This window comes from Streptomyces sp. CA-288835 (assembly GCF_050936385.1).
Classification (GTDB): Bacteria; Actinomycetota; Actinomycetes; order Streptomycetales; family Streptomycetaceae; genus Streptomyces.
Window position 1 is genome coordinate 2,181,521 of the sequence record NZ_JBNJMW010000001.1, and the last position, 12,323, is coordinate 2,193,843.

A 12,323-nucleotide genomic window follows, 5' to 3' on the forward strand; every position below is an offset into this window, starting at 1 on the left:
TCAGCAAGGCGGCCACACGATGACCATCTCTCCCACTGCTCGCGGATCGGCGGGCAACGACACCGAAACCCGGCGGCAGCGCCGCAAGATCAGCAAGGGCCCGCACAGCGGCAGGGGCCCCGGGAACGGCAGATCCCTGAAAAGCGGTCGCCACCGCTGGACCCCGTACGTTTTCCTCCTGCCTGCCCTGGTCCTTGAACTCGTTGTGCACTTCGGGCCGATGCTTGCCGGTCTGGCGATGAGCGCCATGAAGTTGACGCAGTATCAGCTCGCGCAATGGTGGACGGCCCCGTTCACCGGCGCCGACAACTACAAGGCCGTACTGGACTTCGATCAGCCGGTAGGAACCTCGCTGCTGAGTTCGTTCCTCGTCACTCTCGGCTTCACCTTGGTCGTCCTTGCCGTCTCCTGGTCGATGGGCCTGGCGGCCGCGATATCCCTCCAGCGCACCCGCCGGGGTACCGGGATACTGCGCACGCTGTTCCTCATCCCGTACGCGCTGCCGGCCTTCGCCGCTGTGATCACCTGGCGGTTTCTGCTCCAGCGGGACAACGGCATGCTCAACCACATCCTCGTGGACCAGCTCGGAGTCCTGGACAGCAACGCGTTCTTCCTGATCGGATCCAATTCGTTCTGGTCGCAGTGCGTGGTGGCGATCTGGCGGCTGTGGCCCTTCGCCTTCCTCATGATCATGGCGGGGCTGCAGTCCATCCCTGACGAGGTCTACGAAGCGTCAAGCCTCGACGGCGCCGGCCCGTGGCGTCAGCTCCGCGAGATCACCCTGCCGATGCTGGCGCCCGTGAACCAGGTCCTCCTTCTCGTCATGTTCCTGTGGACGTTCAAGGAGTTCGAGACGCCGTACGTGCTGTTCGGCGGCAGCGCTCCGAAAGAGGCCCGCCTGCTCAGCGTGGAGATCTACCAGAACTCGTTCGTCACATGGAACTTCGGCCTCGGGTCGGCGATGAGCGTGCTGCTTCTGCTCTTCCTGCTACTCGTGACCGGCATCTACCTCGCTGCGACCCGAAGGAGGGCGAGTCTCTATGAGGCATGAGACCCGCGGCTACCGCATCTTCCGGCGGACAACCCTGACGCTGCTGACAGCGTTCGTCTGCGCGCCGCTCTTCGTCATGGTGAGCACCGCCATCAAGCCACTGAGCCAGGTGCAGGGTGAGTTCCGGTGGATACCGACCGAGCCGACTCTGGATCCCTTCGTCGACATGTGGTCCACCGTCCCGCTGGCCGAGTACTTCGCCAACTCCATCGTGGTCGCCGGCGTCGCCACCGTCCTGTCGGTCACCGTCGCCGTACTCGCCGCCTACGCCATCAGCCGGTGGCGGTTCCGCGGGCGCGAGACGTTCAAGGTGACCATCCTCTCCACGCAGATGTTCCCTGGAATCCTCTTCCTGCTGCCCCTCTTCCTCCTCTTCGTGATGGTGGACCGCTACACCGGCCTGTCCTTGGTCGGCAGCCGGACAGGCTTGATCATCACCTACCTCACCTTCTCGCTGCCCTTCTCCATCTGGATGCTCGTCGGCTACTTCGAAACCATCCCCCGCGAACTCGACGACGCCGCCAAGGTCGACGGCGTGGGCCCGGTACGGCTGCTCTACAGCATCCTCATCCCGGCCGCGCGGCCCGCCATCGTCGCGGTCTCGATCTTCTCCTTCATGGTGGCCTGGGGCGAAGTCCTCTTCGCCTCCGTGCTCACGACGGAGCAGACCCGTACGGTCGCCGTGGGGCTCCAGGCGTACGCGTCCGAAGCGAACGTGTACTGGAACCAGGTGATGGCCGCCTCTCTCGCCGTCTCGGCGCCCATCGTGATCGCGTTCCTCCTGCTGCAACGGCACATCGCCTCCGGCATGACCGCAGGAGCCGTCAAGTGAAGTCCACCCTCACCGACGGCCGGCTCGGCGCTCAGCCTTCGCCCACCCTGGTCGAACACGTCAACGCCGTCGAACTCTCCAACGAACTCGCCGGCGCCGAGCTGTTCGTACTGATCGACCTCGCTCACGCGCTCATGCTGACCCGCCAGCAGATCTTCGACCATGATCAGGGCCGGGCCGTCGTCGCCGCCTTGCTGGAACTCCTCGAAGGAGACCCGCGAGCGACCCTGGCGGGCGACCCGGCCATCGGCACCATCACGCTGCAGATCGAGCGGTACCTCGAGGAGAAGTGCGGCCCGGGCGGTCTCGACCTCCAGCGGGCTCGCAGCAGGATCGACCAGAACGCCACCGGGCTCCGGATGGCCGACCGCAAGGGGGCCCTTGAAGTGATGAGGGAGCTCGTCCGCCTGGGCGAGACGCTGCTCGAGGCCGCCGAGCGCCATGACGATGTTCTCGCACCCGGTTACACCCATCAGCAGCATGCACAACCCACCACGCTGGGCCACTACTTCAACGCCCACTACTGGCCCGTCTCCCGCAACCTCACGCGTCTGACCCAGTTGTTCGAGCGCCTCAACGAATGTCCACTGGGAGGAGCCGCGCACAGTGGCACGGCGTGGCCGATCGACCGCCATGCCACAGCGGCATACCTCGGCTTCGACCGGCCCATCCTCAACGCCCGGGACGCCGGGATGTCATCCGTCGACGTGGGAGCCGAACTCGCCGGCGCACTCGGACTGACCCTGTCGGGTATCAGCAGATGCGCATCGGACCTGTACTACTGGTCCTCCTCGGAAGTCGGCATGGTCCGCCTCGACCCTTCGTTGTGCGGAACGTCGAGCATGATGCCGCAGAAGCGCAACCCCATCGTGCTGGAACGGATACGAGGCTTGGCGGGCGATGCCGCCGGCTGGGGCGCAAGCCAGCTCGGGCTCCTCCACTTCGCCACGTCCACCGACTCCGACCAGGCCTACGTGCACAACCGCATCCCCGGCTACTGCCATGCCACCGCCGGAGCGGTCACTCTGCTCAGCGAGGCGGTCGCAACCCTTGAGATCGACCAGGAACGACTCGGCGCATCCGCCGGACGCCATTGGTCGACCTCCAGCGCCCTGGCCGACGACCTCGTGCTCACCCAGGGCCTGAGCTACCGCGGCGCCCATGAGGCCGTAGCGCGCCTCATCACCGCCCACGAGAACGCCGGCGAAACCAACGGCGCCGTGCGCCCGGACCTGATCGACCAACACTTCCGGAACTACTCCGCCGAGACGCTGTCCAGCGTCCTGAACACCCGAAACTTCGTCGAAAGCCGAACCAGCGCAGGCGGAACCTCCACGGACCGGCGCAGGGAACTGGCGGCCCAGGCGGCAGAAGACCTCCGAGCACATCGACGCTCAGTCCAGGAACGGATCGGGGGCATAGAGGAGGCCCAGGCCCGGCTCCTGAGCGATGCCAGAGCACTCACCGAAGACCACAGGTTCTGACGCAGAGAGTGTGAAAACACACCAGATTGCTGGGGCCGCAGGCCCAGCGCGACAAGCAGCCTGTGGGGGTGCGTTACCTGACCCCGCACCCCCACAGGCACCGGGCACCGGGCACCGGGCACCGGGCACCGGGCACCGGGCACCGGGCACCGGAACGCTTTACCTGCGACAACGGCCTAGCGGACGCGCCGAGTTGAGTCCCGCAGCACCACATGCGTCCCCAGCACCAGATGCTGACTGTCCGGAAGGTCATCCCGGTGCAGCGCCAGCCGGACCGCGGCCCGCCCCAACTCCTCCTGCGGGACATTGACGGTGGTGAGCGCCGGGTACACATCCCGGTCCACGGGAATGTCGTCGTACCCCGCGACGGCGACGTCGTCCGGAATACGCCGCCCACCCTCCCGCAGCGCCTGGATCACACCGGCCGCAACCATGTCCGTGGCCGCGAACACCGCCGTGAACTCCCGTCCGCCCGCGAGGAGTTCACGCGTCAGCTGATAGCCCACCGACCGAGTGAAGTGACCGTCCAGCATCAGCTCGGGGTCGGGAGCGAGACCGAGCAGTTCATGAGCGCAGCTGAAGCCGCTGATCCGCTGCCCGCTCGTGGACAGCCCCGGCATCCGGCCGACGTAGGCGATGCGCCGGTGCCCCGCCGACAACAGGTGGGTGGTCATGGCGAAGGCGCCGCCCTCGTTGTCGTACTCAACGACCGTGGCCGGAATGCCAGGCCCGAGCGGCGGCCTGCCGACCAGCACGAACCGCGAACCCACCCGGTCCAGGCCATGCGCGAAGTGCGCCATCCGCTCCTGGTACGCCTCCGGGCACGCGTGGCGGCGGCGACCGGGTAGGTACCGCCGAGGACCCGGGACACCGTCGAGGCGGAGACGCCCGCCCGCGCAGCGACATCCCGGACCGGCGCGTCCCGCATCGGCCGCCGCGTCGATCGTCCCGCGGCGCGCCTCATACCCGCCCGCGCCGAAGCCGCCGTCCCCCTCCGGAGACTTCGCAGCCCGCGCCGCTTACGCCGACACGGAGCGAAAGGCAGCTCTGTAGCCGACGGTACTCGACCAGTGGATGCCCGCGTTTCTCGCCCAACTCGCCGCCCCGGGAGCCCAGTTCGTGGAGACGGTCGGCGGCGGCCGAGAGACGGCATACCTGTTCGACACCAGTCGTGAATCCTTCGCCGCACTCACGCAGGACGGCCCGGAATGGACGGTACGCCAGGGTGGCCCGGTTGAAATCTGGGACGCGATCGAGGGCGCCGTGACGGCCTGGCAGGAGTCCGGAGAACCCGACATCAGGGCGGTTCGCCTGGAGGTGACCCCGAGGTCACATGCCTACGTGATCGGCAACCAATCGACTCTGCGATGGGAACGCCGGATCGACTGACCACCGAGAAACGCGTCGTGGCCCCGCAGACGACGAGGATGTCGTGGGCGACTCGTCCCAAGCGAGGGAGCTGTCGCGGCAAAATGTGACAGTGCGGCACCCGACTGTCACATTGCCGCGACAGCCTACCGGGGTCCGGCAGCGTCGGCCGATGTGCCCGCACTGCCGCGGGGATTCGCCTACGGCGGCCGAGCAGCGGTGTACGGATCGGACCGGCTGCATACGTCTTCCCTCCCCCTAACCCTCCCCTAATCAGCTTCTGGCGCGTCGTAGGAGAACTTGTACCCGGCGAAGTCGGCGATGTGGACGTATCCGATCCGCTGGTAGAGGGCGTTGCTGGTGGGGTTTTTCGGGTCCGCGAACAGGACCACGTCCGTCGCACCCGCGGCCAGCGCGGCACGGCTCACCTCGACCGTCACGGCGCCCGCGTAGCCGCGGCCCCGGAGGTGGGCCGGTGTGTAGACAGGGTCCACCCGGACCATGCCGCCGACGATCGAGGTCGTGGCCGCCATGGAGGCCGGAGCGCCCTCTGGGGTCTTCCAGAACGTGAAGTGCCTGTCGCCGAAGCGCGAGTCGGCCCAGGAGCCGGAGTCGATCAAGTCGATGGAAGACTGCTCGCCGACGTCGACGCAGAACTCACGGCACCAGCGCACGACTTGCTCATGGTCCTTCCCGCCCGCGATATGACCCTGGCCTTCTGGACGCGGCTGGGGTGGAGTGAGCGTGCCGAGGCGGTAAAGATGAGTCCGCCAGAAGAGTTCCGGCGCTGCGCCCGCGTGCTGTTGCCATGTCCCGGCGAAAGCGGTGGCGGTGTCGTGGTCTGCGATGACGTTGGCGGGGAAGAGTCCAAGTTCGGCCAGATGAGCGGCGAGGTGGCCGGCCTGCTTGGCCGAGAGGGGTGTGAGGCCCAGACGGCCGCGCGGAGTGCGATAGAAGATGGCGCGGACTTCGCCTCCTGACTCCAGCCTGCCGAAGACGGCGGCTTCGGCACCGTGTGCGTCCGCCCCGCGGGTACGCAGTTTCTCGATGTCCGTCAGCGGCGTGTTGTGGAGGGCGGGCCGAGAGCGCAGGAAATCTCCGGCCTGGGCGAGGAAGTCGTCGACATCTTCGGTGAGTTGCCAGTCATCCGAGAGCATGCTTCATGATCCCTTACGTACTCGACTCGGGGGGAGCACTTGCTCAGAGAGGCCCTATCGGCTGGGAGACGCAGGGAAGTTGTCGTCGTCCACGCAGCGCGTCGGCCGAGGCCTTCTCGCGCACTGGCACTCACAGAGCGGCGAGCGACGTCCGCCGTCGCCCCAGGCACTCACCCCGCAGAGGAAGCCCACCCGCCTGTCAAGGTAGCTTCCATCTACAACAGAGGGCTTCCTGGGGAGGGACGACACCGATGGCAGGGATGACTGAGCCCGTGACCAACTGGGCGGGCAACATCACCTACTCCGCCAAGGAGCTGCACCGGCCGCACTCGCTCGACGCGTTGCGCGCGCTCGTCGCGCAGAGCCCGAGGGTGCGAGTGCTCGGCAGCGGGCACTCGTTCAACGAGGTCGCCGACCCGGGCAGTGAGGGCGCGCTGGTCTCGTTGACCGCGCTGCCGCCGTCTGTGGAGGTGGACACGGCGGCTCATACGGTGCGGGTGGCCGGTGGGGTGCGGTACGCGGAGTTGGCCCGGCGCGTGCATGAGTGCGGGCTCGCGTTGCACAACATGGCCTCGTTGCCGCACATCTCGGTGGCGGGCTCCGTGGCGACCGGCACGCACGGCTCGGGGAACTCCAACGGCTCGCTGGCCTCGGCCGTACGCGAGGTCGAACTGGTCACCGCCGACGGCTCGTTGCTGACGATCGGCCGCGGCGACGCCCGCTTCGACGGCGCCGTAACCTCCCTGGGCGCGCTCGGCGTGGTCACCGCGCTCACCCTCGACCTGGAGCCGGACTTCGAGGTTGCCCAACAGGTGTACCGCCAACTCCCCCTCGCGGAGCTGGACTTCGAGACGGTGTCGGCAGCGGCGTACAGCGTGAGTCTGTTCACCGACTGGCGGCAGTCCGGCTTCGTACAGGCCTGGGTGAAGCGGCGCACCGACCAGCCGCACCACGACTTCCCGTGGGCCGCGCCCGCCACCGAGGCCATGCACCCGGTGCCGGGCATGCCCGCCCAGAACTGCACGCAGCAGTTCGGCGTGCCGGGCCCCTGGCATGAGCGACTGCCGCATTTCCGCGCCGAGTTCACCCCGAGTAGCGGCGCCGAGCTGCAGTCGGAATACCTGCTTCCACGCCCGTACGCGCTCGACGCCCTGCACGCTCTCGATGCGATCCGTGCGACGATCGCGCCGGTGCTGCAGATCTGCGAGGTCCGCACGGTCGCCGCCGACAGCCAGTGGCTGAGCCCCGCGTACGGGCGGGACACGGTGGCGTTCCACTTCACCTGGATCCCGGATACGGCGGCCGTGCTGCCCGTGGTGCGGCGCATCGAGGAGGCGCTCGCGCCTTTCGATGCGCGCCCGCACTGGGGCAAGGTGTTCACCACGGCACCGGCTACGCTGCGCGAACGTTATCCGCGGATCGACGCGTTCACGGCGCTGGCGGAGGAGCTGGACCCGGCGGGCACGTTCCGGAACACCTTCGTCCGAGAGGTCCTCGGCGACTGACGTCCAGCCATGCCCGTACCCGAGCCCGTCTTTTTACAACCCCTTTCCTAACCCCTTGTCGAAAGTCCGTTGCAGGCCATAGCCTTGCGCCGCGCCGGGGCCGACGTGGCTCGGCATGGTTCTGAAGGGATCAAGGGGGCCACCCGGTGCTGTGCTTTCCCGGGGGACAACCCCCGGACCCCCGGCCGAAAGACAGGTCCGGATCGCAAGCCCGGTGCTGGTCAGCGAGGGGAGTCCAATGAAGCGCGGCACATCCCGCGACATACGCACTGCGAACCGCTATGAGGTGCTGCGCCAGATCATCGCCGAGTCGCCCACCTCCCGGCAGGAGCTGGCGGCCGCCACAGGGCTGAGTCTGGCCACCGTGGCCACGCTGGTCGGCGAGCTGCTCGACCTCGGGATGCTCACCGAGGTCGGGTTCGAGGACTCGGCGGGTGGCCGCCCGCGGGGCCTCGTGGCCGTCAACGCGTCGGGGGGCGCGTTGATCGGCGTGGACATAGCGGAGACGTACGTACGCGTCGAGCTGTTCGACCTCGCGCTGAATGTGCTGGCCCGTGCGGACGAGGACATGCGCCCAGGTGAGAGCCGTCCGGCGCAGGTCGTCGGGCATGTCGCCGCGGCCGTCGACTCGGTCGTCGCGCAGGCCGGGGTCGAGTGTGCGCGCGTGCTCGGGGTCGGGGTCAGCGTGCCGGGGCAGGTGGACCGCGCGACCGGCATCGCGGAGTACGCGCCGAACTGGGACTGGCACGACGTGCCCCTGCTCGATCTGCTCTCCGAGCAGATCTCGCACCCCCTCTATCTCGACAATCCGCTGCGCGCCTGCGCGGTCGCCGAGTTGTGGTTCGGCGCGGCCCGCGGGCGCGGGGACGCCGTGGTGGTGAATCTCGGTACGGGGGTGGGCGCCGGGCTCGCTCTCGGTGGCGGGCTCCATCGCGGGGTCAGCAACAGCGCGGGCGAATGGGGCCACACCACGCTCGTACTGGACGGGCGGCTCTGTCACTGCGGCAACCACGGTTGTGTGGAGACGTATGTGGGAGCCCCCGGAATCATGCTGAACATACGGGAGTTGAGCCCGCGCAGCCCGCTGCTGCACCCCGAGGACCAGACGGCGACCATCGACGCCCTGGCCCGTGGGGTCGCCGCCCAGGATCCGGTGGCGGTCAAGGTGGTCCGGGACACGGCCCGTTACCTCGGCGCCGGCATCGCGGATCTGGTGAACCTGCTCAACCCCGAGGTGGTCGTGCTCAGCAGCTGGGTCGCGGCCACCCTCGGTGAACCCCTGCTCGAGGAGGTGCGCGAGGCGGTGGCCAGGCATGCGCTGAATCGGCCACTGGCCGCCACCGAGATCGTCCTGTCCCCGATTCCCACCGATCCGGTGTGCCTCGGCGCGGCGACGTTCGCGCTCGAGGGCGCCCTGTCCTCGATCACCCAGAAGGCCAGCCAGAGGCCCAACCGACGCACCTGGTCCAAGCAGTAACCGGCCCTGAGTCAACCCCTCGTCGACCCATTCGTTCGGAATTCCGAACCCTGTACAACGCTTCGCACAGACTTCGTCCAACCCCTTGCCGAAGCCTTAGCCGAAGGTTAACGTCCCGCACCGCACCTGAGTTTTGAGCCACCGGCTCACTGAGTGATTGCGCCGCAGCCGCACTTGAGAGACAAGGACGTCAGCATGTCGGCACTGAACAGCAACAACTGGGACCGTCGCACCGTATTGCGGGCCGCCATGGGCCTGGCCGCCGCCGGCGGGCTGACCGCATGCGGCGGCAACACCGGCCGCGCCGAGGGAGGCGCCTCGGGCAAGTCCCTGACGCAGTACTTCCACGCGTACGGTGAGGCCGGTACGCAGGAGGCCATCAAGCGGTACGCGAAGGACTTCGACGGGGCCAACGTGGCCACCCAGTGGATCACCGGCTCCAACTTCGAGAGCAAGCTGTTCTCGGCCCTGCTCACCAAGAACGCGCCCGACGTCTTCGAGTTCCACCCGCAGCTCCAGCTCATCGAGAGCGGCCAGGTCGCCGACCTGAGCGACCTCATCAACCCGGTCAAGGACGACTTCAACCCCGCCGACATCAAGTCGCACACCATCGACGGGAAGATATGGGGCGTCCGCATGATCGACGACCCCCAGTTCTTCTACTACCGCAAGTCGATGCTGGAGAAGGCGGGCGTCGAGGTGCCGCAGACCCTCGACGAGCTCGTCGAGGCCGCCGCCAAGCTCACCACCGACAAGGTCAAGGGCCTGTTCATCGGCAACGACATGGTCTCGACGAACTACACCCTGATGTGGTCCTCGGGTGCGGACACCCTCACCGCCGACAACAAGATCGCGTACCACACGGACGCGGTGGCCGAGAACCTGGCGAAGTACCGCACGATGTTCAAGGCCGGCCATCTGCTGACCGGCGCGCCCGCCGACTCCTGGGACCCCTCCGCCCTGATCCAGGGCCTGTGCGCGATCCAGTGGAGTGGCATGTGGGCCATGCCCGCACTGCAGAAGGCGCTCGGCGACGACCTCGGCATCTTCCCCTACCCCGCCGCCGCGCCCGGGGCCAAGCCGTCCGTCTACAACGGCGGTTGGTCGATGTTCGTGAACGCCAAGGGCAAGAACGTCGACCTGGCCAAGGAGTACGTGAAGTGGCTGTGGATCGACCAGAAGGAGCACCAGGAGGACTGGGCACTCAGCTACGGCTTCCACGTCCCGCCGCGCCAGTCGATCGCCGAGACCGCCGACAAGCTCAAGACGGGTCTGCCGGCTGAGGGCGTCAAGTTCTTCAACGAGTACGGCCGGTTCGACAACCCGCACTGGACGCAGGCGATGATCACCGCGTTCGAAGAGGTGGTCGCCGACGTCGTCCGCAAGGGTGTGGAGCCGGAGAAGGCCCTCGACACCGCGGATGCGAAGGTCAACCGCGAACTCAAGAAGCTCTTCGGATAGGCCGCCGGACAGGTAACGACATGTCGACCACGACTACGCGTGACGCCACGCGCCCCGCCCCGGCCAAGGTCCCCAAGACCAAGCCGCGGCGGGGCGTGGGGGGCACCACGTTCAACTTCTGGCTCTTCACCGGACCGTTCCTCATCGGTCTGCTGATCTTCGTCTACATCCCCATTCTCTGGAGCGCCTGGCTCAGCTTCTACGAAGCGCGCTACACGGTCACGCCGGACAAGTTCGTCGGCTTCGACAACTACGAGTACATGCTGACGAACCCCGACTTCGTCGGCTCGCTGGGGACCTTCACCGTCTTCGCCGCGATCGTCGTGCCGATCACCTGGGCGCTGTCGCTCAGCCTGGCGCTGATGGTGCACCGACTGCGCTTCATGAAGGCGTTCTTCCGGTCGGTCTTCTTCCTGCCGACGGCGGTCAGCTTCGTCGCCGCCTCGCTGATCTGGAAGATGTCCATCTTCAGCGGCGTGCGGTTCGGGCTGATGAACACCATGCTCGGCTGGTTCGGCATCGACAACGTCGCCTGGCTGGCCGACCCCAGTCCCCCCTGGTACTGGCTGGTCATCCTCACTCTGCGACTGTGGCTCCAGGCCGGCTTCTTTATGATCCTTTTCCTGGCGGCACTGCAGAACATCCCGCCGGAGCTGTACGAGGCCGCCGCCATCGACGGCGCCAAGCCGGGCTGGCAGACCTTCTGGAACATCACGCTGCCCCAGCTTCGGGCGACGTCAACGGCCGTGATCCTGCTGCTGCTCGTGGCCGCGTATCAAGCCTTCGACGAGTTCTTCAACCTGCTCACCAAGACGACTTGGGGCCGACCACCACTCGTCGAGCTGTACTACACCGCCCTGGGCGAAAGCCAGGACTACGGCGCCGGCAGCGCGGGCGCGATGATCCTCACCGTCCTGATCTGCACGGTGACGCTGCTGCAGGGCCGGATCATGGGCTTCGGAAGGGGTGACGAGGGCAAGTGACCATCACCACGCCTGAGATCAAGAAAACCGCGCCCCGGGCGGACAAGCCGCAACGCATCAAGCGCGGCAACGTCATCGGCAACACCGGCCTCTATATCGCCACCGGCGTCGCGGCCTTCCTCTTCCTGGTCCCCTTCTATCTGATCGTCCGCAACGCGCTCTCCACGGACGCCGAGATCACCGGCGAGAACTGGAAGTTCTTCCCCACCGACATCCAGTGGGGCAACATCAGCGAGCTGTTCAGCGACGACACCGTGCCGTTCGCGGCGTCCCTGTGGAACTCCACGATCGTCGGCGTCGCGCACACCGTGGGCGTCCTGCTGGTGTGTTCGCTGGCGGGGTACGGCCTGGCGCGCATCCCGTACAAGCACGCCAACAAGATCTTCTACCTGGTCCTCGTGACCCTGATGGTGCCGGCCGCCGTCACCTTCGTACCGAGCTTCGTGCTGGTCTCGTCGCTCGGCTGGGTGTCGAGTTTCCGGGGTCTCATCATTCCGGGGCTTTTCAGTGGTTTCACCTGCTTCCTGTTCCGGCAGTACTTCTTGGGGTTCCCCAAGGAGCTGGAGGAGGCGGCGCGCGTGGACGGGCTCGGGTACTGGGGCGCGTACTGGCGCGTCGTCGTGCCCAACTCGCTGAACTTCTTCGCGGCCATCGCCACCATCACCTTCATCCAGGGCTGGAACGCCTTCCTGTGGCCGCTGGTCATCGGCCAGGACCAGGAGGCGTGGACGGTCCAGGTGGCGCTCTCCTCGTACATGACCAACCAGACCGTCAACTTCCACCTGATCTTCATGGCCACCGCCATCTCGATCCTGCCGCTGGTGCTCGTGTTCCTCTTCCTCCAGCGCTGGCTGGTACAGGGGGTCGCGCAGACAGGCATCAAGGGCTGACGTGCCGCTCCGCGGGGTGCGGTGTGGATGGCTGCGGGCCGGTGGGGGCTTATCGAGCCCCTGCGGCGGGGCCGCGTATGTCACGCACCCGCGCCCCTAAGGGGCGTGGGTGTGC

The 12,323-nt window shown here is 67.3% G+C and carries 11 protein-coding genes and 1 pseudogene; 9 read left to right on the forward strand and 3 right to left on the reverse strand.

Annotated elements, in window-relative coordinates:
* Positions 1 to 19: 19 nt before the first annotated feature.
* The 3 genes from ACQEVY_RS09855 to ACQEVY_RS09865 are packed head-to-tail and all read left to right on the forward strand — an operon-like array spanning position 20 to position 3,367.
* Entirely contained in the window at positions 20 to 1,051 is a 1,032-nt protein-coding gene (locus tag ACQEVY_RS09855) for a carbohydrate ABC transporter permease (protein WP_432946909.1), read from the forward strand.
* A complete protein-coding gene (locus ACQEVY_RS09860; RefSeq protein WP_432946910.1) occupies positions 1,041 to 1,883 on the forward strand; it encodes a carbohydrate ABC transporter permease in 843 nt (280 codons plus the stop codon). The genes ACQEVY_RS09855 and ACQEVY_RS09860 overlap by 11 nt, the downstream gene beginning before the upstream one ends.
* Positions 1,880 to 3,367 carry an argininosuccinate lyase gene (locus tag ACQEVY_RS09865; protein ID WP_432946912.1) on the forward strand — a complete coding sequence of 496 codons (1,488 nt, stop codon included), beginning with the start codon at positions 1,880 to 1,882 and terminating at the stop codon, positions 3,365 to 3,367. The genes ACQEVY_RS09860 and ACQEVY_RS09865 overlap by 4 nt, the downstream gene beginning before the upstream one ends.
* Before the next feature lie 176 nt (positions 3,368 to 3,543).
* Here the strand turns inward: ACQEVY_RS09865 and ACQEVY_RS09870 are convergent, their stop codons facing one another.
* Positions 3,544 to 4,167, reverse strand: coding sequence for a LacI family DNA-binding transcriptional regulator (locus ACQEVY_RS09870; RefSeq protein ID WP_432946914.1), 624 nt, complete (start codon positions 4,165 to 4,167; stop codon positions 3,544 to 3,546).
* Positions 4,168 to 4,226: 59 nt separating this feature from the next.
* A pseudogene (locus tag ACQEVY_RS09875) lies at positions 4,227 to 4,520 on the reverse strand (hypothetical protein); the annotation flags it as partial.
* On the opposite strand from ACQEVY_RS09875, the gene ACQEVY_RS09880 reads away from it, so the two are divergent.
* Positions 4,442 to 4,756 (forward strand): hypothetical protein, encoded by a 315-nt coding sequence (locus tag ACQEVY_RS09880; RefSeq protein WP_432955666.1) that lies wholly within the window; start codon positions 4,442 to 4,444, stop codon positions 4,754 to 4,756. The pseudogene ACQEVY_RS09875 and the gene ACQEVY_RS09880 sit on opposite strands and share 79 nt — an antisense overlap.
* A 248-nt stretch (positions 4,757 to 5,004) precedes the next feature.
* Here the strand turns inward: ACQEVY_RS09880 and ACQEVY_RS09885 are convergent, their stop codons facing one another.
* A complete protein-coding gene (locus tag ACQEVY_RS09885) occupies positions 5,005 to 5,892 on the reverse strand; it encodes a GNAT family N-acetyltransferase (RefSeq protein WP_432946916.1) in 888 nt (295 codons plus the stop codon).
* A gap of 260 nt (positions 5,893 to 6,152) precedes the next feature.
* Between ACQEVY_RS09885 and ACQEVY_RS09890 the strand changes: the two genes are divergently transcribed.
* The 5 genes from ACQEVY_RS09890 (at position 6,153) to ACQEVY_RS09910 (ending at position 12,208) form a co-directional block, all read left to right on the forward strand.
* Positions 6,153 to 7,397, forward strand: coding sequence for a D-arabinono-1,4-lactone oxidase (locus ACQEVY_RS09890; protein ID WP_432946918.1), 1,245 nt, complete (start codon positions 6,153 to 6,155; stop codon positions 7,395 to 7,397).
* 238 nt (positions 7,398 to 7,635) lie between these two features.
* Positions 7,636 to 8,874 (forward strand): ROK family transcriptional regulator, encoded by a 1,239-nt coding sequence (locus ACQEVY_RS09895; RefSeq protein WP_432946920.1) that lies wholly within the window; start codon positions 7,636 to 7,638, stop codon positions 8,872 to 8,874.
* 195 nt (positions 8,875 to 9,069) lie between these two features.
* On the forward strand, positions 9,070 to 10,335 hold the full coding sequence (locus ACQEVY_RS09900) for an ABC transporter substrate-binding protein (protein WP_432946922.1): 1,266 nt from the start codon (positions 9,070 to 9,072) through the stop codon (positions 10,333 to 10,335).
* Positions 10,336 to 10,355: 20 nt separating this feature from the next.
* Positions 10,356 to 11,318 carry a carbohydrate ABC transporter permease gene (locus ACQEVY_RS09905; protein WP_432946924.1) on the forward strand — a complete coding sequence of 321 codons (963 nt, stop codon included), beginning with the start codon at positions 10,356 to 10,358 and terminating at the stop codon, positions 11,316 to 11,318.
* Entirely contained in the window at positions 11,315 to 12,208 is an 894-nt protein-coding gene (locus ACQEVY_RS09910; RefSeq protein WP_432946926.1) for a carbohydrate ABC transporter permease, read from the forward strand. The genes ACQEVY_RS09905 and ACQEVY_RS09910 overlap by 4 nt, the downstream gene beginning before the upstream one ends.
* The last annotated feature ends 115 nt before the right edge of the window (positions 12,209 to 12,323 follow it).